This is a genomic window from Pseudomonas mandelii, assembly GCF_006438925.1.
Lineage (GTDB): Bacteria > Pseudomonadota > Gammaproteobacteria > Pseudomonadales > Pseudomonadaceae > Aquipseudomonas > Aquipseudomonas mandelii_C.
Genome location: NZ_RCZA01000003.1, coordinates 168,709 through 190,600 on the forward strand (window position 1 = coordinate 168,709; position 21,892 = coordinate 190,600).

Here is a 21,892-nt window from a genome sequence, read left to right on the forward strand (position 1 = left end):
GTTGGGGACACGCAGTTATTTACCGAACGGTTTGAAAACCACCCCTCACCCCAGCCCTCTCCCCAATGGGGAGAGGGGGAAAGGGAGCCGATCTTCAAGCTTTTCAGGACCTGAGTTCGACTCGATTTCCCCGGTCGCAAAATTTCTAGAGAACACATCGGTCAGTCCCCTCGCCCCTCGGGGCGGTCCGACGTTTCGGGAGGGTTAGGGTGAGGGGGGCTTTTAACCCAACACCACCAACCGATTCGGCAACTCATTCCTCACATGCGTCACCGGCACATGCACCTTGAGCAACTCGCCACACGCCTCGACGCAGGTGACAAACCCCTGCAACGTCTGCCCCTGCTTCACCTGCAGAGTAAACGCCGCAACAATTCCATCCCAGTTCTTGTTGTCCAGCCGTTTCGAAATCCCCTCATCGACCAGAATTTCCACATAACGCTCAGCTTCGCAGACAAAGATCAACATGCCGGTGCTGCCCACCGTGTGGTGCAGGTTTTGCTCCAGAAACTGTCGGCGCGCCAGGTTCGAGGCGCGCCAATGACGCACCGAGCGCGGAATCAGGTGCGTGGTGACTTTCGGAATCCGGAACACCAGGCACAGCACGATGAAACTGATCCATTGCACCAGCAGCAAACTGTGCAGGGTCAGCCAGCCCGTGAGGTAATGCACGATACCCGGCACCACCAGCGCCAGCAGGCTGGCCCAGAGCAACGGAATGTACGCGTAGTCGTCGGCGCGGGCCGCGAGCACGGTCACCAGTTCGGCGTCGGTGTCGCGCTCGACCCGGGCAATCGCCTCGGCAACTTTGCGTTGTTCGTGTTCGGTCAGTAATGCCATGTCTAAGAATGCCCACTCGCTATTGTTGTGTGATCACCAGCCGCCCGAGGAACCGCCGCCCCCGAAACTGCCCCCGCCGCCGCTGAAGCCCCCGCCTCCACCGCCGCCAAAACCTCCACCGCCGAACCCGCCGCTCGAACCGCCTCGGCCACCGCCGCCGCTGGGCAGGATCCCGAGCATCTGGCAGACAAACATCGTCAGGATGAACAGCATCACCAGAAACACGAAGATCCCCGGATGCCGTGAGACGAAGTCGCTTTCCTGATTGCCGCCGGAGTCATACACCGTGGACGGTTCATCCAGCGGATTGCCGCCCAATACCACGAGCATCGCCGCGACCCCGTCGCTGATGCCCTTGCTGAAGTTGCCGGTCTTGAACGCCGGGGTGATCACCTGATTGATGATCACCGAGCTTTGCGCATCGGTCAGCCGGTCTTCCAGGCCATAACCGACTTCAATCCGCAGCTTGCGATCATCACGCGCAACGATCAGCAGTGCGCCAGTGTTCTTGTCCTTCTGGCCGATGCCCCAGTAGCGCCCCAGTTGATAACCGAAGTCCGCAATGTCGGTGCCCTGCAAATCCGGCAACGTGACCACCACCAACTGCTCGCCGGTGGCTTTTTCATGGGCCTGAAGCTGTTGCGTCAGCTGCTCACGCACCGCAGGCTCGATCATCTGGGCGTTATCGACCACCCGCCCGGTCAGTTCCGGAAATTTCAACGCAGCCTGGGCTGTCAGGGCAAACACCCAGAGCAACAGCATCAGGCCAACTTTCAACACGCGCATGGGCAACCTCATCCGTGGTGACGCTTCAAACCCATCCCGGTACTTACTTGAATTTCACTTCTGGCGCTTTTTCCGCATCGGGGCTGGTGGCCTCGAAGGTTTCGCGGATCGGCAAATCGCTGTACATCACGCTGTGCCACAGGCGACCGGGGAAGGTTCGGATTTCCGTGTTGTATTTCTGCACGGCGAGGATGAAGTCCCGACGCGCCACGGCGATGCGGTTCTCGGTGCCTTCAAGTTGCGATTGCAACGCCAGGAAGTTCTGGTTGGCCTTGAGGTCCGGGTAACGCTCGGACACCACCATCAGACGGCTCAAGGCACCGGTCAGCTGATCCTGGGCCTGCTGGAACTGTTTGAGTTTTTCCGGGTTATCCAGAGTCTTGGCATCGACCTGGATCGAAGTGGCCTTGGCCCGGGCTTCAACCACGGCGGTCAGGGTTTCTTCTTCGTGCTTGGCGTAGCCCTTGACGGTTTCCACCAGGTTGGGAATCAGGTCGGCGCGGCGCTGGTACTGGTTCTGCACCTGGCCCCAGGCGGCCTTGGCCTGTTCGTCGAGGGTCGGGATCGTGTTGATACCGCAGCCGGCCAGCAGTGTGGTCAGCAACATCAAGACTGCAACCTGCAGGCTCGACCGATAGTGGTGTCGTACATTCATCTGGTTGATGCTCCCTTGCACGTTCCGTTGAAAAACAACCTTCGAACTTTGAACCCGGCTCTTGGGGCAAAATCTGCCGCCACCACTGGATTGCATCGCGCCAATGGGCTAAAAGATGCCCCTGCGCTAAAACACTGCGCAAGTGTGCCTGCATTTACCTGAACAACAATAGTCGCTCCCTAAATTTTGGCTGACCGGCGCGTATTCACTGCCGTTTAGGCTTTTGAGAAAACTATTCATGAAGAAGCTGTGTTTGCTGGGCCTGTTCGTCAGCCTGGCCAGTCATAACGTACTGGCCGCCACGACGCCCGCACCTCTGGAAAACAAGGACGCGTTCATCAGCAACCTGATGAAGCAAATGACCCTCGATGAAAAGATCGGCCAGTTGCGCCTGATCAGCATCGGCCCGGAAATGCCACGGGAGCTGATCCGCAAGGAAATCGCCGCCGGCAACATCGGTGGCACGTTCAACTCGATCACCCGTCCGGAAAACCGTCCGATGCAGGACGCGGCCATGCGCAGCCGGTTGAAGATCCCGATGTTCTTCGCCTATGACGTGATCCACGGTCACCGCACCATTTTCCCGATCCCGATAGCCCTGGCCTCAAGCTGGGACATGGACGCCATCGGCCTGTCCGGGCGCATCGCCGCCAAGGAAGCCGCGGCGGACAGCCTCGACATCACCTTCGCGCCGATGGTCGACATCTCCCGCGACCCGCGCTGGGGCCGGACTTCCGAAGGCTTCGGCGAAGACACTTACCTGGTGTCGCGCATTGCCGGCGTCATGGTCAAAGCCTTCCAGGGCACGGGCGCGAACGCGGCCGACAGCATCATGGCCAGCGTCAAGCACTTTGCCCTGTACGGCGCGGTCGAGGGCGGTCGCGACTACAACGTCGTCGACATGAGCCCGGTCAAGATGTTCCAGGACTACCTGCCACCGTACCGTGCGGCTATCGACGCCGGTGCTGGCGGGGTGATGGTCGCGCTGAACTCGATCAACGGCGTGCCGGCCACCGCGAACACCTGGCTGATGAACGACCTGTTGCGCAAGCAATGGGGCTTCAAAGGCCTGGCCGTCAGCGACCACGGGGCGATTTTCGAGTTGATCAAACACGGCGTTGCCCGTGACGGTCGCGAAGCCGCGAAGCTGGCGATCAAGGCTGGCATCGACATGAGCATGAACGACACCCTCTACGGTAAAGAGCTGCCGGGGCTGTTGAAGGCGGGTGAGATCCAGCAAAGCGACATCGACAACGCCGTGCGTGAAGTGCTCGCCGCCAAGTACGACATGGGCCTGTTCAAGGACCCGTACCTGCGCATCGGCAAGGCTGAGGATGATCCGGCCGACACTTATGCCGAAAATCGCCTGCACCGTACCGAGGCTCGTGACGTCGCGCGCCGCAGCATGGTGTTGCTGAAGAACCAGGGCGAAACCCTGCCGCTGAAGAAAACTGCGAAAATCGCCCTGGTCGGCCCGCTGGCCAAGGCACCGATCGACATGATGGGCAGCTGGGCCGCCGCGGGTAAGCCCGCGCAATCGGTGACCCTGTTCGACGGCATGACCACTGCACTGGGCGCGCAATCGACGCTGATCTACGCTCGCGGCGCCAACATCACCAGCGACAAGAAGGTGCTGGATTACCTGAACTTCCTCAACTTCGACGCACCGGAAGTGGTGGACGATCCGCGCTCGGCCCAAGTGCTGATCGACGAAGCGGTGAAGGCCGCCAAGGACGCTGATGTCGTGGTGGCCGCGGTGGGCGAATCCCGTGGCATGTCCCACGAATCGTCGAGCCGCACCGACCTGAACATCCCGGCCAACCAGCGCGATTTGATCAAGGCCCTGAAGGCCACCGGCAAACCGCTGGTGCTGGTGTTGATGAACGGCCGTCCGCTGACGATTCTCGAAGAGAAGGAACAGGCCGACGCGATCCTGGAAACCTGGTTCACCGGTACCGAAGGCGGCAACGCCATCGCCGACGTACTGTTCGGCGACTACAACCCGTCGGGTAAATTGCCGATCACCTTCCCGCGCTCGGTGGGTCAGATTCCGACCTACTACAACCACCTGAGCATTGGCCGACCGTTCACGCCGGGCAAACCGGGCAACTACACCTCCCAGTATTTCGATGACACCACCGGGCCCCTGTTCCCGTTCGGTTTCGGCCTGAGCTATACCGATTTCAGCCTGAGCGACATGGCACTGTCGTCGACCACGCTGAACAAAACCGGCAAACTCGACGCCAGCGTCATGGTGAAGAATACCGGCAAGCGTGACGGCGAAACCGTGGTGCAGTTGTACATCCAGGACGTGACGGGCTCGATGATCCGCCCGATCAAGGAACTGAAGAATTTCCAGAAAATCACGCTCAAGGCCGGCGAACAGAAAGTCGTGCACTTCACCATCACCGAGGATGATCTGAAGTTCTTCAACACCCAGCTCAAGTACGCGGCAGAACCGGGCAAGTTCAACGTGGAGATCGGCCTGGACTCACAGGACGTGACGCAGCAGAGCTTTGAACTGCTTTAATACCGCTGAAAAGCAAAAGATCGCAGCCTGCGGCAGCTCCTACAGAGATTGCGTACGTTCGTGAAATCACGGGTGTACGCCGCCCCTGTAGGAGCTGCCGCAGGCTGCGATCTTTTGATCTTGCTCTTGCCCTACCCCCGTCGATCCAGCAGATTCACCACCAATCGATCCACCCATCCCCAAATCCTTTGCTTCACCCGCCGCCACAGCGGCCGGCGTTGCCATGCCTCCAGGCTGACTTCCTGGCTCTGCGCAAAGTCCCTCTCGAAACTCGCCGCCACCGCCCGCGTCAGCCCTGGGTCCAGCGCCTCAAGGTTGGCTTCCAGGTTGAAGCGCAAATTCCAGTGATCGAAATTGCACGAGCCGATGCTCACCCAGTCGTCGACCAGGACCATTTTCAAGTGCAGGAAACACGGCTGGTATTCGAAGATCTTCACCCCGGCCTTGAGCAATCGCGGGTAGTAGCGATGCCCGGCGTAGCGCACCGACGGGTGATCGGTGCGTGGCCCGGTCAGCAGCAGACGCACATCGACACCCCGCCCCGCGGCCCGGCGCAGTGAGCGGCGGACTTTCCACGTTGGCAGGAAATACGGCGTCGCCAGCCAGATCCGTTGCTGGCCACTGTTCAGTGCGCGAACCAGCGATTGCAGAATGTCCCGGTGCTGGCGGGCGTCGGCATAAGCGACCCGGCCCATGCCCTCGCCCATCAATGGCACGCGTGGCAGACGCGGCAAGCCGAAATGCGAAGCGGGTTTCCAGGCGCGCCGATGCCGGTTGGCGATCCATTGGCGGTCGAATAGCAACTGCCAGTCGATGACCAAGGGGCCGGTGATTTCCACCATCACTTCGTGCCATTCGCTGGTGTCTTCACCCGGCGTCCAGAATTCATCGGTCACCCCGGTGCCGCCCACCACGGCCATGCTCTGGTCGACCAGCAACAGCTTGCGGTGATCGCGGTAGAAGTTGCCGACCCAGCGTCGCCAGCTCAGGCGATTGTAGAAACGTAGCTCCACGCCCGCCGCCATCAATCGCTGGCGCAAAGTCAGGGTGAACGCGAGGCTGCCGTAATCATCGAACAGGCAGCGCACGCGCACACCACGTTCGGCAGCCTGGACCAACGCCTGAACCATCGCTTCGGCACAGGCGCCCGCCTCCACCAGGTACAACTCCAGCTCGACTTGCTCTTCGGCGCGGGCAATCGCGACCAACATCCTTGGAAAAAACTGAGGACCGTCAATCAGCAGTTCAAAACGGTTGCCTTCACGCCAGGGGAATATCGCGCCGGCCATGTCAGCGCGCCGTGAAAATCAGTACCGCACCCACCGGCACCGACAGACTGATAGCCGACAAACCGGCGGTCTTGCGCAAACTTTCCAGGCCGGGGGCCAGGTCGAAATCCGCGGCATTGATGATCAGCGGTTCGAGGGTCACCACCTGGAAGCGTCGGTCATCGAGACGGGTTGCCAGCAGTTCGGCGGTGTATTCGTGTTGTTTTCCATGGAGATTGACGGTCAGCGGCAGGCGCAATTCAAGTTGCGCGCCGGGCGCCAGATCGTTGATCGGGCGTAGATCAATCTGCGCGGTGATCAGTGCTTCGGGGAAAGTCTGGATTTCAAACAGGTCCTTGCGCATGCGTTCATCGCGCAACGGGATGCCACTGTTGACCGAGTCCATCTCGACTTCCACCTCGGCCAGGCCTTTGGGATCGACCTTGCCGTGCAGCACCAGAAAGCGCTGCACTTCGGACATGTTGGTGTTTTTGGTACTGATGAACGACAGCCGCGAGGACTCGCCATCCAGATACCAATCGGCGTGAGCCGACAGGGCGGCTCCGGCCAGTAGCAGGAAGGCGAGGGTTTGGCAGAGGAAGCGGTTGAACATAGAGACTCGTGGGGCAGATAAACCTGCACGAACCTTAACCGCCCGTGAGCGCATTGCAAACCGCGAAGATCAAAAGATCGCAGCCTGCGGCAGCTCCTACAGGAGATTGCATACGCCCATGCAATCGCGCGCTCACGAATGGAACCCGATCCTGTAGGAGCTGCCGCAGGCTGCGATCTTTAAGCGTCACGCCAACGCGTGCTGCACATCGCCGATGGTCGCGGCCAAACTGTTCAGGTGCAGGCTCAACACCCGTTCCACCGGTGCCTGATCCATCGGCCAGTGCAGCGCCATGCTGCCGACCAGTCGGCCATCGGCATGGAGCGGCAAGGCTACCGCCCGAATCAGAAACGGCAGGCGCACCGGGTATTCCCAGTAACCTTCGGTGCGCTGGCCGAAACCCTGATGCAACGCCTGTTCGCTGGCGCTGAAGAGGCTCTCATCAGTCAGTCGTTCACGACCGGCCAGTCGCTCCACTTCCTGGGTGTCCAGTTCGCCCAGGCATGCCCGGCCCATGGCCGAATGAAACAGGCTGGCGTGCTGACCGACGATCTGGCAGTTGTTCGGATAGCGCTTGCGCAGCACCGTGGGGATTGCGCTTTCCATGACTTCCACCCGCTCGCCGTCAAAGCTCGACAGGTCCGCCACCAGCCCGGTGCGCTCGCTCAATTCCAGCAACAGCGGCGCGGCGCTTTCCACCAGTCGCCGTTTGAAACGCTGCTGACTGTCGCCGAACAGACGCTTGGCGCACAGGCGATAACGCCGGTCGCTCAAACCGCGATAAATCCAGCCTTGCTCCTGCAAGGTCAGCAACATCCGCGACACCGTGGCCTTGGGCAGGGTCGTCAGGTAGTGCAACTCCTCCAGACCCAACGCCTGATGCTCGCCCAGCAGTTCGACGATGGCCAGCGCCCGTTCAACGGAACGCACGCTGCCGGTTTCTGCCTTGCTGTCCATGGTTTCGATCTCCCTAAGCCCTGATGGAATAGCCCGGATGGATGATCGCTTTATGCAGCAAGATGCGGGCCCGCTCGGCGAACTCAGGCGTCTTGCAGACAACCCGGCGGCCGGCGCTTGACCCATTGCGTCAGTTGCTCATGGGCATACGCCAGTTGCAGCACCGCCCGATCGGCCTGGGCCGGGCCGATGATTTGCAGACCCATCGGCAAACCGGCCGGGTTGAATCCCACCGGCACACTCATGCTCGGCAAGCCGGCCAGGGTCGGCCCGATCACCACCTCCATCCAGCGGTGATAGGTGTCCATGCTCTGCCCGCCGACGACGCGCGGCCACGGGGTTTGTGCATCAAAAGGGAACACTTGCGCGGTGGGCAATAGCAGAAAATCGTAACGTTCGAACAACTCGCTCAAGGCTCGGTACCAATCACTGCGACTGACCGACGCCTGGTAAACATCCGCCGCCGTCAGGCGCAGACCACCCTCGATTTCCCATTGAGCCTCGGGTTTGAGCAGGTCGCGTTTTTGCGGGTCGGCATACAGCGCGCCGAGGCTGCCCTGCACCAGCCAGTGTCGGTGCACCAGCCAGGTTTGCCACAGGCGTTCCATGGAAAAGTCCGGCTGGCAGGCCTGGACCCGGCAACCCAGCGCCTCGAAATCCTCGAGTGCCGATTCGCACAGGCTCAACACGCCGTCGTCCATCGGCAGGTAACCGTTGTAGTCCCCCAGCCAGCCGAGCCGCACCTCACTGAAATCCCGCACCAGCGTGTCGTGGAAGATTTCCGGGTTCTGCGTCAGCGACAAGGGCACGCGCGGGTCGTAACCGGCCTGGGTGGCGAGCAGGCGGGCAACATCGGTCACGCTGCGGCCCATCGGCCCTTCGGTGGCCAGTTGCTGGACGAACACGTCCGGCGCCGGGCCGTGGGGCACGCGGCCCTGTGACGGTCGGAAGCCGAACACGTTGTTGAACGCCGCCGGGTTGCGCAGCGAACCCATCATGTCGCTGCCGTCGGCCACCGGCAGCATGCGCAACGCCAGCGCCACCGCCGCCCCGCCGCTGCTGCCACCGGCGATCAACGCCGAGTCGTAGGCGTTGGTGGTGGTGCCGAACACGCTGTTGTAAGTCTGCGAGCCGAGGCCGAATTCCGGGACATTGGACTTGCCGATGATGATCGCCCCACAGTCGCGAACCCGCGCCACGCTGATCGCATCGTGTTGCGGGATCTGCTCGGCGAACAGCGGCGAGCCCATGGTCGTGCGCAAACCGGCTGTCGCCGCCAGATCCTTGATGGCTTGCGGCATGCCGTGCATCCAGCCGCGGGACTGGCCCAGATCCAACTGCCGGTCGCAGGCGTCGGCTTCGGCCAGCAACTCATCGGCCGGGCGCAGTGAGACCAGCGCGTTGACCTGCGGATTGAAGCGTTCGATCTGCGCCAGATACGCCTGCATCACTTCACGGCAGGAAACCCGGCGAGCGTGAATCGCCCGGGACAACGCATCGGCGTCCATTTCAACAATCGGATTGATGCTCAAGGCTTCACCTCAAGATTAAGTGCTTCGGATTTTTTAGCGCGTGGCGCTTCGTGCATGCAGTAAGTGCCCATCAGCGTCAGCACGCAAGCGAACAGGACATAGAAGGCCGGCGCCACGGGTGTCGCCAGCGCTTTGCTAAGCCAGGTGACAATCAACGGCGCGAAACCGCCGAAGACCATGACCGCAACGTTGTAGGCCACCGATACCCCGGTGGACCGCACTTCGATCGGAAACTGTTCGGCCAGCGCGGTCGGGGCCGGGCCGAAGAACCCGCCGATGGCGCTGCACAGCAACAGTTGCATCACCAGCAAACGCTCCACCGATGGCGCCGCCGCGACCCACACGTACAGCGGATACACCATCACGAAAAACGCCAATGTGAACGCCATCAAAACCGGGCGCCGTCCGAGCCGGTCCGACAGCGCGCCGGACAGCGGAATGATCACGGTCATCACCGCGACGGCGAGCATCTGCACCAGCAGTACCTGGTCCAGCGGCAGGCCGAGGTTCTTGTGGGCAAAGGTCGGCATGTTCACCAGCACCACGTAAAACGACACCGTTGCGCCGCACGCCAGACCCATCGACACCAGAATGCTGCGCCGATGTTCGCGGATCACTTGCAGCAAGCTCGGGCTCGCGCCTTTGGCCTGTTTACGCGCCTCCAGAAATTCTTCCGGTTCCTCCATGTGCTTGCGAATCCACAGCCCGACCGGGCCGATCAACAAACCGATCATGAACGGAATCCGCCAGCCCCAGCTATCCAGCGCCTCGGGGGAAAGCAGATGAGTGAACAACGCCACCATCCCCGCCCCGGAAAATACCGCCAGACATTGCCCGACCAATTGCCAGGAACCGTACAAACCCTTTTTGTGCGCGGGGGCACTTTCCACCAGAAACGCCGTGGCGCTGGCGTATTCGCCGCCCGTGGCGAAACCCTGGAGCATCCGTGCGACCACGATCAACAACGGCGCGCCCATGCCGATGGCGGCGTAATTGGGCGCGAACGCGATCAACGCGATGGACACCGTCATCAGGCGGATGATCATCTGCATCGCGGCCTTGCGGCCTTTGCGGTCGGAATACATGCCCAACAGAATGCCACCCACCGGGCGCATGAAAAACCCGACGCCAAAGGTCGCCAAGGCCATCAGCAGTGACGCGTATTCGTCCTCGGACGGGAAGAATTGCCGGGCGATGATGCTCGCCAGAAAGCCGTAAACGATGAAGTCATACCATTCCAGGGCGTTGCCGATAACGGCGGCGACCACCTGCCGGGTGCGCGAAACGCCTGTGCTCGAAGTCTGCATGGGGAACTCTCCAGAAACCTGTTGGGCGATAACGGACGCGACAATGCGCGCCCGATCCAGCGGCAGTAGAAAGTGAGATCGTCAGGCGGGCTTTAGCCAGCGCTCGGTCAGCGCGCCCCAATACGCCGCGCCGGTCAACAGGATGTCGTCGTTGAAGTCGTAAGCGGGGTTGTGGACCATCGGCCGCGAAACGCCATTGCCGATGAACAGATAGGCGCCGGGGCAGCGTTGCAGCATCCAGGCAAAGTCTTCGCTGCCCATCAGTTTGGGTGTGTTGCCATCCACCGCGTCGGCACCGAGCAACTCGACACCGACTTGCCGGGCGAACTCGGTTTCAGCGGCGTGGTTGACCAGCACCGGGTAAGCCGGGCGATGTTCGATTTTCGAACTGCAACCGAAGCTGCGGGCCTGGGATTCGATGATCGCGCGCACGCGGTCGAGGGTTTTCTGGCGAACTTCGGCGTTCAATGCACGCAGGCTCAGACGCAGAATCGCTTGTTGCGGAATCACGTTGGCGGCCTCCCCGGCCTGCAACGCACCGACGGTCACCACGGCGGCCTGCTGCGCGTCGATGTTGCGCGCAACCACGGTTTGCAGGGCCATGACCACGCTGGCCGCCGCCACCAGAGGATCCACCGCCAGATGCGGCATTGAGCCGTGTCCGCCCACGCCTTCGATGACCACCGTGAGCAAATCCTGGGACGCCATCATCGGCCCTTCACGGAAGCCCAGATGCCCCGCCGGCAAGCCCGGCATGTTGTGCATGCCGAACAGCGCGTCGCAGGGAAACCGTTCCAGCAGGCCATCGGCGAGCATCGCTTCGGCGCCGCCCTGACCTTCTTCGGCGGGCTGGAAAATCAGGGTCAGGGTGCCGTCGAACTGACGGGTCGCGGCCAGGTAGCGCGCGGCGCCCAACAGCATTGTGGTGTGGCCGTCATGACCGCAGGCGTGCATGCAGCCCTGATGCCGACTGCTGTAAGCCGCGCCGGTATTCTCGAGGATCGGCAAGGCGTCCATGTCCGCACGCAGCCCCAGTTTGCGTGAACTGCTGCCGTTGCGCAGGACGCCGACCACGCCGGTCTTGCCGATCCCGGTGTGAACTTCATAACCCCAATCTTCAAGGGATTTGGCCACCAGCGCCGAGGTGCGGTTTTCCTCGAAGCCGAGTTCAGGGTGGGCGTGGATATCCTGGCGTGTGGCGTGCAGGTCGCTGGCCACGTCGTTGAGCCAGGCAAGAATATGCTGATGTCGGGTCATGACGATTGTCCTCGGGCCGGGTGTATTCCCGTTCTTTTTGTTCGCAGTGATTTCGCGACACATCAAGGCAGGTCGCGCTCACCGCCAGATAACCGCGAGTTCGGCGCGAGGACAATCGAATGTGGTTCCACCACGTGGAACCAGAGAACGCAGCAACCTTTGTAGCAGCTGGCGAAGCCTGCGTTCGGCTGCGAAGCAGTCGCCAATCCTGCCAACTCGGGTTTGCTGAAATACCGCGGTGCCTGGTTTTACGACGGCTGCGCCGCCGAACGCAGGCTTCGCCAGCTGCTACAAGGACTGTGGTGTTCAGGGATTCAGGCGGCAGCCTTGGCGCTCGCTGATCCATTGCGCGCTGTTGTTGCGGCCCATGCCGCTGACGGTGACGCGCTTGCTGGCGGCGTCATCGGTAAAGCCACGGGTCGGCAGCCACTGCTTCACATAGCCGTGGCAGTACTCGGCCGGGTTGTTCATCACGTAACGGCACGAACAATATTCCTTGGCGGTGTAGGCGCTGATGATGTCCGGGAACGCCCACAGCGCCACGCGCTCCTGCCAGATCCAGCCGAGCAAGGCGATCAACAGGATCAACAACAACGTACTGAACGGTCGGCGACGGACAAAGCTGCGACGCTTCATGGCTGCACCTTCGCGGCAAATGCCTTGAGCGCGAGTTTGAGCAAATCGTTGTGCCGGTAGCTGCCGTCGCGGTCATCGCCGTAGCGCACGATCACCAGGTTTTCGCTGGGAATCACGTACATCGCCTGACCCCAATGACCCAGCGCGGCGAAGGTGTCGGCGGGTGCATCGGGCCATGGTTTTGCCGCGCCATCCGCTGCTCGATTGAGCCACCAATGGCCGCCGGGTACGGCGTCGTCCTGATGGGCTTGATAGCGGGCGAACGGTTCGCGGTTGAAAGAAACCCAGTCCTTGGGCAGCAACTGGCGCTCGCCCCAACGACCGTCGCGGGCCATCAACAGCCCGACTCGAGCCAGATCCCTGGCGGTGAGGTAGGCATAGGATGAAGCGACGAATGCCCCCGTGGCGTCGGTTTCCCAGGAGGCGTGGCGAATGCCCAAGGGTTCGAACAGAGCAGTCCATGGATAGTCCGGATACCGGTTCGGGCCGACGATGTTTTTCAGCGCGGCGGACAATAGATTGCTGTCGCCACTGGAGTAACGGAATGCCTGACCGGGTTTGGCGTATTCACCGTGATCGGCGGTGAACGCGGCCATGTCCGGGTGACCACGGGTGTAGAGCATCGCGACCACCGAGGATTTCAACGGCGCGTATTCATAGTCTTCCTGCCAGTCCAGGCCCGAGGCCCAGTGCAGCAGGTCGGCCATGGTCATCGTCGGGTGTTTTTCCAGCGGTGGATAAAACTTCAGCGCCGGGTCCTGGAGCTTGAACAGACCTTCGCCATAGGCGACGCCAAGGACCGTGGCCATCAGGCTTTTACTGATGGACCAGGTCAGGTGCGGGGTGTCGGCGGTGGTCGGACCGGCGTAGCGTTCGTAGATCAGTTGACCGTCGCGGATCACCAGCAAGGCGTCGGTGCGGATGCCTTTTCGGGCGTTGTCGTCGCGAGGCGCAAAAGCGTAAATCTCCAGCGCTTGAAGCGCCGGCCCGCTGACTGTCGGACCGGTTGACCATTGCTCGGCAGGCCAGTATTCGGCGTGGACCGTGAGGCTGAGCAGGAGCATAAAAACCAGGGACAAGCCTTTGGACATGGTGTGGGCTCGGCGGTATGGACCTGCTGAGCCTAGTCGCGCTTGATGACAGTTCCGGGATTTGTGTCATTAATGCAGCCGCCTTCGCGAGCAGGCTCGCTCCCACCTTTGAAATGCATTCCCTTGTGGGAGCGGCCTGCTCGCGAAGGGGCCAGTCAGCCCACTGACGATCCTGCGAGTGCCTTGGCCAACCGCTTCCCCCGCGCACCCGCCGCCAAATCCATGACGGACTGATCGCGTTGCCACATCGCCGCCCAATGCTGCGGACCATCGGCCAGTGCCTGGGCCACCTCGGCCTTGAGCCCATCGAACTGCGCAAACAAGCCTGCGAGCAACACATGCCCAGACGGATTATTCGGCGCCTGCCGGCTGACTTCCGCACACCCGGCCAGCAGCGCCAGCAAACGCAGTTGCAAGGCTTGTGGCCAGTCGCTGTCCTGACCGATGCCGTACAGCCAGGCGGTCATGGCGCTCAGCACATAGATGTCTTCAAGGGTGCGGAACGGTTTGATGTAAGCATCCCAGCCATCCCCCGCCAACAGTTCGCACTGAGCGTTATCGAGAAACAGCCGGCCATGGCTGATGTCTGGCATCAACGGGATCGCCGGAAGCTTCTCCAGACGCACGCCCGGTTCATCGGGATAAACCACCGCCAGACTCAGATGCGGTTTTTCGTCAGGTGCTTCGCTGCGAGCAGCGATCAGCAGCCAATCGGCAGCATCGCCTGCGGTGACAAAATCCTTGCGCCCGCTCAGACGCAAATCGCTTAGACGGGTCTGCATGTCCGCCACCTTCAGGCTGCGCTGTTCGGTCGCGCACAAGGCGCCGAGGCTCAGCGGCGCGCTCGGCCAGAGCATGCGCAACGCCGCCTGATAGCCCACCAGAAACGCCAGCCCTGGCGTCGACATCAAACGCCCGCCGGCCACCGCCAATTCGAACGGCGTGACGTTACCCAACTGGTGCAACAAGGTCGCGAATCCCTCGGCCAGGTCCGGGTTGGTGGGCAAGCGATCGCGGCGGCGCAGCAGGTTTTGCCAGGGCATAAGAGGCTCCTCAAAGGCTGTCATATAAGCATCACCAAAGCTTCATGGCGATGACACCGGGGCTACATAGCCTGACTTTGCACAACACGGCTGCATAAAGAAAGTCGATCGGCTGCTACCCAAGACGGGTGACCGGCCCGTATGGAGATTCGCAATGACTCAGATCGCCCGCATCAGCGACACCGGCAATGAACGCCGCCTGCAAGCCGAACGCCTGGTGGGCGCCGAGGCCTTGCAGGAAGCCCAGGCCTTGCGCTTCAACGTGTTCAGCGGCGAATTCAACGCCAAGCTCAAAGGCGCTGAGCTGGGTCTGGACATGGATGACTATGATGTTCACTGCGCCCACATCGGCGTGCGTGACTTGAACACCGGGCGTCTGGTGGCGACCACCCGTTTGCTCGACCACACGGCCGCCAGCAGCCTGGGCAAGTTCTACAGCGAAGAAGAATTCAGCCTGCATGGCCTGGTCCATCTCAAAGGCCCGCTCCTGGAAATCGGCCGCACTTGCGTCGACCCGGCCTACCGCAACGGCGGCACTATCGCCGTACTTTGGGGCGAACTGGCCGAAGTGCTGAACCAGGGCGGCTACAGCTACTTAATGGGTTGCGCGAGCATCCCGATGCAGGACGGCGGCATTCAAGCCCACGCGATCATGCAGCGCCTACGCGAGCGCTACCTGTGTACGGAACACCTGCGGGCGGAACCGAAAAAACCGCTGCCGAGCCTAGACATCCCGTCCAATGTCATCGCCGAAATGCCACCGCTGCTCAAGGCCTACATGCGGCTTGGCGCGAAGATCTGCGGCGAGCCGTGCTGGGACGAAGACTTCCAGGTCGCCGACGTGTTCATCCTGCTCAAGCGCGACGAACTCTGCCCACGTTATGCCAAGCACTTCAAGGCGGCCGTGTGATGAGTCGGCTACGGGTGTACGCGCGGATTGCGCGAGTGTTGGTGGTGGTGGCGCTGGGTTTGAGCATGGCTGGAGTGTTTGGGCTATTCGAGCGTTTGGGAATTGCTCATTCGATGGTGCGTCGCCAGCGCTGGTCGCGATTTTTCATGGCACGCCTGAGCAATGCCCTGCCCTTTCGCGTGACCATGCACGGTGAATTGCCGAAGGCGCCGATGCTCTGGGTCAGCAACCATGTGTCCTGGACCGACATTCCGCTGCTGGGCATGCTCACGCCGCTGTCGTTCCTGTCCAAGGCCGAAGTGCGCACCTGGCCGGTGGCGGGCTGGTTGGCGGCCAAGGCTGGCAGCTTGTTCATTCGCCGGGGGTCGGGCGACAGTCAGTTGATTCGCAAACAGATGACCCGTCATCTGGAGCAGGAACATCCGTTGCTGATGTTCCCCGAGGGCACCACCACCGATGGCCGTTCGTTGCGCACTTTCCACGGTCGATTGCTGTCTGCAGCGATCGACTCAGAAGTGAAGCTGCAGCCGGTGGCAATTCGTTATCTGCGCGACGGAGAGCTCGATGCGCTGGCGCCGTTCATTGGCGACGATGATTTGCTCTCGCACCTGATGCGCTTGTTTGCCCATGATCGGGGTGAGGTGGAGATTCATTTGCTCAAGCCAATCGCGTGTGAAGGTCGCGAGCGTGCGGCACTGGCGTTTGAAGCGCAGCAGGCGGTGCAGAAGGCGTTGTTTGGTGAAGTGGCCAAATCTGCCGAACCGCGACGTGTCGGCGAATTGATCGCTGCCTGAAAGAAAAAGATCGCAGCCTGCGGCAGCTCCTACGCCGATCTCTGTAGGAGCTGCCGAAGGCTGCGATCTTTTGATCCTGGCTACACACGCTGCGCCACGAAATCCTGAAGCTGCGGATAGAACAACCGAAAGTCATTGCTCAACGGTTCATACAACACCCGCAATTCCTGCATCGCTGCGGCCAGTTCCTCCGGCCGCGTCAGTCTCCGTGAAATCCCTCGCAGCACTTGCTCAAGCACCGCAAATTCCCGATATGAACCCAACCAGTCATTAGCCACCATGTGCGGCGCGATCTGCGCCAGACGCTCGGGCAATTGCGCCTCGGTGGACAGCACCCGATACACGCCCGAAGTGAATTGCTCCAGCGGCTGATCCGAATAGAGTGTCCAGTCCCGGGCCAGGCAATGGTCGAAAAACACGTCGAGCACGATCCCGGCGTAACGCCTGCGGGTCAGGGAAAATCGTGACAACGAAACGTCCACCAACGGATGGCGGTCGGTAAAGACATCGATGCTGCGATGCAGCTGAATGGCCGCTTCGATCTCCGGATCGAACTGCCCTTGCAACCGCCCTTTGACGAAATCGCCATAAAGACTGCCGAGCAATTGACCGGGGCGCTGGCCACCAAGGTGCAGATGTGCGAGATAGTTCATGGGCGCAGCTTAGCACTGCGCCTTTGTATCGTTACACTCATCATATCGTTATAACTCGATATACCGAATTAAGCGGTCCTCAGACCAAAATTATATTTGTATATCGCGAATTACCGATTTAAAGTTCGCTTCATCGCGATATAGCGTTTTACTCATCACGAGCCCAACACCATGACCATCAATCTCGACGAAATAATAAAAGCCCTGGCACACCCAGTACGGCGAGAAATCCTGCACTGGCTCAAAGACCCGACCGTCGAATTCCCCGACCAGTCCCACAGCAACGAGCACGGCGTCTGCGCCGGGCAGATTGATCAACGTTGCGGTTTGTCGCAGTCCACGGTGTCTGCACACCTGGCAACCCTGCAACGCGCCGGCCTGATCAGCAGCCGCAAAGTCGGCCAGTGGCATTTTTTCAAACGCAATGAGGAAACCATTCAGGAATTCCTCAAAACCTTCAGCAAAGAGCTCTGACCCTTTACGTCAGTACGCCGATAAGGAATCAACAATGCCCCTCTCGCTACTCATTCTGGCCTTGAGCGCCTTCGCCATCGGCACCACCGAGTTCGTCATCATGGGCTTGTTGCCCGATGTGGCGGCGGACCTCGGTGTATCGATTCCCGGCGCTGGCTGGCTGGTGACCGGTTACGCCCTGGGCGTGGCCATCGGTGCGCCATTCATGGCACTGGCAACCTCTCGGTTGCCACGCAAAGCCGCACTGGTAGCGTTGATGGGCATCTTCATCGTCGGCAACCTGCTCTGTGCAATGGCTACCGACTACAACGTGCTGATGTTTGCCCGTGTGGTCACTGCGCTTTGCCACGGTGCGTTCTTCGGCATTGGCTCAGTGGTGGCAGCGGGTCTGGTGCCGGCGAACAAGCGGGCTTCAGCCGTGGCATTGATGTTCACCGGCCTGACCCTGGCCAACGTGCTTGGCGTTCCGCTGGGCACCGCGCTCGGTCAGGAAGCCGGCTGGCGTTCGACCTTCTGGGCGGTGACCGTGATTGGTGTGATCGCGTTGATCGGCCTGATTCGCTTCCTGCCGGCCAAGCGCGATGAAGAGAAACTCGACATGCGCGCCGAACTGCGCGCCCTCAAAGGCGCCGGGATCTGGCTGTCGTTGAGCATGACCGCGTTGTTCGCGGCTTCCGTATTCACCCTGTTCACCTACGTCGCCCCGCTGCTCGGCGATGTCACTGGCGTCTCGCCCAAAGGCGTGACCTGGACCCTGATGCTCATCGGCCTGGGCCTGACGGTCGGCAACATCATCGGCGGCAAACTGGCTGACAAAGGCATGGCCGCAACGTTGATCGGCGTCTTTATCTCGATGGCCGTGATCTCCACCGTACTGACCTGGACCAGCGTTGCGCTGATTCCGACCGAAATCACCCTGTTCCTCTGGGCCACCGCGTGCTTTGCCGCCGTGCCCGCCCTGCAAGTGAACGTGGTGACCTACGGCAAAGCCGCACCGAACCTGGTGTCGACCCTGAACATCGGCGCTTTCAATATCGGCAACGCACTGGGTGCCTGGGTCGGCGGCAGCGTCATCGCCCACGGTTTCGGCTTGACCAGCGTTCCTCTCGCGGCAGCCGCACTGGCGGTTCTCGCCCTGCTGGTGACCCTGATTACTTTCCGCCAGAGCGGCAACCCCGAACTGGCTCCTGCTACCCACTAACCTCACGAGGGTTTTACTTCATGACGACTATTTTCGATCCGATCAAACTGGGCGACCTCGAGTTGGCCAACCGCATCATCATGGCACCGCTGACCCGCTGCCGCGCCGACGAAGGCCGCGTGCCAAACGCACTGATGGCCGAGTACTACGTACAACGTGCCTCGGCCGGCCTGATCCTCAGCGAGGCCACTTCGGTCACGCCAATGGGCGTCGGCTACCCGGACACCCCGGGCATCTGGTCCAACGATCAGGTGCGTGGCTGGGCCAATGTGACCAAAGCGATCCACGGCGCGGGCGGCAAGATTTTCCTGCAACTGTGGCACGTCGGCCGGGTTTCCCACGAGTCGTACCTGGGCGGTGAAGCGCCGGTTGCACCCAGCGCCGTTCAGCCAAAAGGTCATGTCAGCCTGGTCCGTCCTTTGGCCGACTACCCAACCCCGCGCGCTCTGGAAACCGCTGAGATCGCCGACATCGTAGACGCCTACCGCACCGGTGCCGAGAACGCCAAGGCGGCCGGTTTTGACGGCGTGGAAATTCACGGCGCCAACGGTTACCTGCTCGACCAGTTCCTGCAAAGCAGCACCAACCAGCGCACCGATAATTACGGCGGCTCCCTGGAGAACCGTGCTCGCCTGTTGCTGGAAGTGACCGACGCAGCGATTGAAGTCTGGGGCGCTGGCCGCGTGGGTGTGCACCTGGCACCGCGCGCCGATTCCCACGACATGGGTGACGACAACTTGTCAGAGACCTTCACTTACGTCGCTCGCGAACTGGGCAAACGTGGCATCGCCTTCATCTGCTCCCGCGAGAAAGAAGATGGCGACAGCCTGGGTCCACAATTGAAGGAAGCGTTCGGCGGCCCGTACATCGTCAACGAACGCTTCACCAAAGACAGCGCCAACGCCTGGCTCGCCAGCGGCAAGGCTGATGCGGTGGCCTTCGGCGTGCCATTCATTGCCAACCCGGACCTGCCGGCACGTTTGAAGGCCGATGCACCGTTGAATGAGCCACGTCCTGAGCTGTTTTATTCCAAGGGCGCGGTTGGCTACATCGACTACCCGGTGTTGTAAGCGTCCCCGCTTGAAACGCAAAAGCCCCGACTCGAAAGAGCCGGGGCTTTTTTGCAACCGGGTTACTCACAAAATCCCTACAAATCAGGTAGCTCACTACCTATCAACCTGGCGAGCCTACGTATATAAAAGCAACCCATTGCAATCAGGCGAGCGTCGGGATGATCCTCATCCGCCCTCAAATGTTGACATGGCCGGATCCAATTACGCATTTTGTTTCATTTGCGCAGGCTGGGGCTCAAGCGCAGCATGTCCAACCCTGTATCGACCAGACGCTCGGCTTCAGTGTGCAATTCAAAACTGTCGGGCGCCAACAGCCACTGATACAGGATGCCATCGATATACGCATGCAGGCTGATGGCCGCACGGGCCGTATCGAGGCTTTCCGGTAACTGTCCCCGATTGATCGCATTACTCAGGGCCAGGGCGATTCGCACATTGCAATCAAGGCTGACCGCTCGGCGCTGCTGGCGCAGGTCGCACATTTCATCGGTAAATTCGCACTTATGAAACAGAATCTCATTGATGCGTCGGGTCTTCAGGTCCAGAGAAACTTGATGAAACAAATGAATCAGCAGCTTGCGCATGCAGCCCAAGGGATCGAGCTCATCTTCGCTTTCACTGGCCTTGGCCATTTCATCCAGCGGCTCTTGCAGGGTATCAAGCATGGCCTGCACCAAATCCGCCTTGTTGCTGAAATGCCAGTATATGGCCCCGCGCGTGACCCCGGCCAGGGTAGCGATATCCGCCAGTGTCGTGCGCGCCACGCCCCTTTCGTAAAAGGCTTTTTCTGCCGCTTCCAGTATCTGGCTGCGGGTTTCTTGAGCTTCCTCTTTGGTACGACGGACCATGGCAGTACAACCTCAATCAGGATGCTTCAGCGATGTCTGAACATCAGCTGAATAAAAGTGGGGCGATCGCTCTCAGGCGTCGTCCCCGGCCTACAATTCGAACCCTTGAACGGCTTTTGTAACGGTGTGGATACGCGGCCAAGGTATTTACAAACAACCATGAACGTAAGTATATTCCTTAGCAAGCTACTTATCCACTCAGCGCACATTTTTTACCTTTCCACATTTCGAGTGCGCAATTTGCGCGCCTGACCCGAGGATTTTCATGCAATTCAAGCCAGCTGTTACCGCTCTGGTCACCGCCCTCGCCTTGGCATCGCTGCTCAGCGGATGCAAAAAGGAAGAGGCGGCACCTGCCGCACCACCCCCTCAGGTCGGCGTCGTTACCCTGCAACCTCAAGCCTTCACCCTGACCTCCGAGCTTCCGGGCCGCACCAGCGCGTACCGCATCGCCGAAGTTCGCCCTCAGGTCAACGGCATCATTCTCAAGCGCCTGTTCAAGGAAGGCGGCGACGTCAAGGCCGGCCAGCAGCTGTATCAGATTGATCCGGCCGTCTATGACGCCACCCTGAAAAGCGCCGAAGCCAACCTGCAGCAGACCAAATCGATTTCGGATCGCTACAAGCAACTGGTCAGCGAACAGGCTGTAAGCCGTCAGGAATACGACACAGCCCTGGCCAACCGGTTGCAATCGGAAGCCGCCCTGCAAAGCGCCCAGATCAATGTGCGCTACACCAAAGTTTACGCGCCACTCTCCGGCCGCATCGGCCGCTCGACCGTGACTGAAGGCGCGCTGGTCACCAGCGGCCAGGTCGAAGCGATGGCGGTGATTCAGCAACTGGACCCAATCTACGTCGACGTGACCCAGTCTTCCGTAGAGCTGCTGGAACTGCGCCGCGAACTGGAAAGCGGCCGTCTGCAAAAATCTGGCGACAACGCGGCCGCGGTCAAGCTGACCCTCGAAGACGGCAGCCAGTACAAACAGGAAGGCAAACTCGAGTTCTCCGAAGTCTCGGTGGATCAGACCACCGGTTCCGTGACCTTGCGTGCGGTGTTCCCGAACCCTGACCACACCCTGCTGCCAGGCATGTTTGTACACGCCCAATTGCAGGCCGGTGTGAACAGCGCGGCGATCCTCGCCCCGCAACAAGGCGTGACCCGTGACCTCAAAGGCTCCCCGACCGCGCTGGTCGTCGGCCCGGACAACAAGGTCGAACTGCGTCAGCTCAAGGCCAGCCGCACTGTCGGCAGCCAGTGGCTGATCGAAGACGGTCTGAAGGCCGGCGATCGTCTGATCACCGAAGGACTGCAATTCGTCAAACCTGGCATTGAAGTCAAAGCCACTGAGGCGACAAACGTTGGCGCAAAGAACCCGGCCCCCGCAAAAGTAGCTGACAAGGCTTCCAGCGGCAAAGGGGAGTAAA

At 60.8% G+C, this 21,892-nt stretch carries 21 protein-coding genes; 7 read left to right on the forward strand and 14 right to left on the reverse strand.

All coding sequences use genetic code 11. The features are described 5' to 3' along the window. Positions 1–222: 222 nt before the first annotated feature. Genes EAH74_RS07855 through EAH74_RS07865 form a run of 3 tightly spaced genes read right to left on the reverse strand, consistent with a single transcriptional unit; the run spans position 223 to position 2,281 of the window. A complete protein-coding gene (locus EAH74_RS07855; RefSeq protein ID WP_123366842.1) occupies positions 223–840 on the reverse strand; it encodes a TPM domain-containing protein in 618 nt (205 codons plus the stop codon). Between the two features lie 33 nt (positions 841–873). Then, the gene (locus EAH74_RS07860) at positions 874–1,626 is read right to left on the reverse strand and encodes a TPM domain-containing protein (RefSeq protein WP_140677477.1); all 753 of its coding nucleotides are present in this window, start codon (positions 1,624–1,626) and stop codon (positions 874–876) included. A gap of 43 nt (positions 1,627–1,669) precedes the next feature. Further along, the gene (locus tag EAH74_RS07865) at positions 1,670–2,281 is read right to left on the reverse strand and encodes a LemA family protein (RefSeq protein WP_140677479.1); all 612 of its coding nucleotides are present in this window, start codon (positions 2,279–2,281) and stop codon (positions 1,670–1,672) included. Positions 2,282–2,519: 238 nt separating this feature from the next. Between EAH74_RS07865 and bglX the strand changes: the two genes are divergently transcribed. Next, positions 2,520–4,811 carry a beta-glucosidase BglX gene (gene bglX, locus EAH74_RS07870; RefSeq protein ID WP_140677480.1) on the forward strand — a complete coding sequence of 764 codons (2,292 nt, stop codon included), beginning with the start codon at positions 2,520–2,522 and terminating at the stop codon, positions 4,809–4,811. A 131-nt stretch (positions 4,812–4,942) separates the two neighbouring features. Here the strand turns inward: bglX and EAH74_RS07875 are convergent, their stop codons facing one another. From EAH74_RS07875 to EAH74_RS07915, 9 genes are all read right to left on the reverse strand, one after another. Beyond that, complete coding sequence (locus tag EAH74_RS07875) at positions 4,943–6,100, reverse strand: phospholipase D-like domain-containing protein (protein WP_140677482.1); 1,158 nt, start codon at positions 6,098–6,100, stop codon at positions 4,943–4,945. 1 nt (position 6,101) lies between these two features. Beyond that, the gene (locus tag EAH74_RS07880; protein ID WP_140677483.1) at positions 6,102–6,692 is read right to left on the reverse strand and encodes a YceI family protein; all 591 of its coding nucleotides are present in this window, start codon (positions 6,690–6,692) and stop codon (positions 6,102–6,104) included. A 186-nt stretch (positions 6,693–6,878) separates the two neighbouring features. Beyond that, positions 6,879–7,649: an IclR family transcriptional regulator gene (locus EAH74_RS07885; protein ID WP_140677485.1), complete on the reverse strand. Its 771-nt coding sequence runs from the start codon at positions 7,647–7,649 to the stop codon at positions 6,879–6,881. Between the two features lie 83 nt (positions 7,650–7,732). Then, complete coding sequence (locus EAH74_RS07890; protein ID WP_275671791.1) at positions 7,733–9,181, reverse strand: amidase; 1,449 nt, start codon at positions 9,179–9,181, stop codon at positions 7,733–7,735. Further along, positions 9,178–10,488 carry a citrate-proton symporter gene (locus EAH74_RS07895; protein ID WP_056739368.1) on the reverse strand — a complete coding sequence of 437 codons (1,311 nt, stop codon included), beginning with the start codon at positions 10,486–10,488 and terminating at the stop codon, positions 9,178–9,180. Before EAH74_RS07895 ends, EAH74_RS07890 begins: the two co-directional genes overlap by 4 nt. Positions 10,489–10,569: 81 nt before the next feature. Then, positions 10,570–11,745, reverse strand: a complete 1,176-nt coding sequence (locus EAH74_RS07900; protein WP_140677486.1) for a M20 aminoacylase family protein — start codon at positions 11,743–11,745, stop codon at positions 10,570–10,572. Between the two features lie 306 nt (positions 11,746–12,051). Continuing rightward, positions 12,052–12,381, reverse strand: a complete 330-nt coding sequence (locus EAH74_RS07905) for an amidase (RefSeq protein WP_140677487.1) — start codon at positions 12,379–12,381, stop codon at positions 12,052–12,054. Beyond that, positions 12,378–13,472: a serine hydrolase domain-containing protein gene (locus tag EAH74_RS07910; protein WP_140677489.1), complete on the reverse strand. Its 1,095-nt coding sequence runs from the start codon at positions 13,470–13,472 to the stop codon at positions 12,378–12,380. Before EAH74_RS07910 ends, EAH74_RS07905 begins: the two co-directional genes overlap by 4 nt. 155 nt (positions 13,473–13,627) lie before the next feature. Further along, positions 13,628–14,515 carry an acyl-CoA dehydrogenase family protein gene (locus EAH74_RS07915; RefSeq protein WP_140677491.1) on the reverse strand — a complete coding sequence of 296 codons (888 nt, stop codon included), beginning with the start codon at positions 14,513–14,515 and terminating at the stop codon, positions 13,628–13,630. 154 nt (positions 14,516–14,669) lie between these two features. On the opposite strand from EAH74_RS07915, the gene olsB reads away from it, so the two are divergent. Together olsB and EAH74_RS07925 are read left to right on the forward strand one after the other, a co-directional pair. Next, the gene (gene olsB, locus EAH74_RS07920) at positions 14,670–15,425 is read left to right on the forward strand and encodes an L-ornithine N(alpha)-acyltransferase (RefSeq protein ID WP_140677493.1); all 756 of its coding nucleotides are present in this window, start codon (positions 14,670–14,672) and stop codon (positions 15,423–15,425) included. After that, the gene (locus EAH74_RS07925) at positions 15,425–16,219 is read left to right on the forward strand and encodes a lysophospholipid acyltransferase family protein (RefSeq protein WP_140677495.1); all 795 of its coding nucleotides are present in this window, start codon (positions 15,425–15,427) and stop codon (positions 16,217–16,219) included. Before olsB ends, EAH74_RS07925 begins: the two co-directional genes overlap by 1 nt. Positions 16,220–16,299: 80 nt before the next feature. Here the strand turns inward: EAH74_RS07925 and EAH74_RS07930 are convergent, their stop codons facing one another. After that, a complete protein-coding gene (locus EAH74_RS07930; protein ID WP_140677497.1) occupies positions 16,300–16,872 on the reverse strand; it encodes an ACP phosphodiesterase in 573 nt (190 codons plus the stop codon). A 171-nt stretch (positions 16,873–17,043) separates the two neighbouring features. On the opposite strand from EAH74_RS07930, the gene EAH74_RS07935 reads away from it, so the two are divergent. The 3 genes from EAH74_RS07935 to EAH74_RS07945 are packed head-to-tail and all read left to right on the forward strand — an operon-like array spanning position 17,044 to position 19,617. Continuing rightward, positions 17,044–17,346 carry an ArsR/SmtB family transcription factor gene (locus EAH74_RS07935; RefSeq protein WP_007983055.1) on the forward strand — a complete coding sequence of 101 codons (303 nt, stop codon included), beginning with the start codon at positions 17,044–17,046 and terminating at the stop codon, positions 17,344–17,346. A 34-nt stretch (positions 17,347–17,380) separates the two neighbouring features. Further along, the gene (locus EAH74_RS07940) at positions 17,381–18,547 is read left to right on the forward strand and encodes an MFS transporter (RefSeq protein WP_123366856.1); all 1,167 of its coding nucleotides are present in this window, start codon (positions 17,381–17,383) and stop codon (positions 18,545–18,547) included. A gap of 20 nt (positions 18,548–18,567) precedes the next feature. Beyond that, positions 18,568–19,617, forward strand: a complete 1,050-nt coding sequence (locus tag EAH74_RS07945; protein WP_123366857.1) for an alkene reductase — start codon at positions 18,568–18,570, stop codon at positions 19,615–19,617. Between the two features lie 218 nt (positions 19,618–19,835). Here EAH74_RS07945 and emhR read toward each other — a convergent pair whose 3' ends face one another. Beyond that, positions 19,836–20,468: an efflux system transcriptional repressor EmhR gene (gene emhR / locus EAH74_RS07950; RefSeq protein WP_140677499.1), complete on the reverse strand. Its 633-nt coding sequence runs from the start codon at positions 20,466–20,468 to the stop codon at positions 19,836–19,838. Positions 20,469–20,733: 265 nt separating this feature from the next. Here emhR and EAH74_RS07955 point away from each other — a divergent pair, with 265 nt between their 5' ends. Continuing rightward, on the forward strand, positions 20,734–21,891 hold the full coding sequence (locus EAH74_RS07955; protein ID WP_140677501.1) for an efflux RND transporter periplasmic adaptor subunit: 1,158 nt from the start codon (positions 20,734–20,736) through the stop codon (positions 21,889–21,891). The last annotated feature ends 1 nt before the right edge of the window (position 21,892 follow it).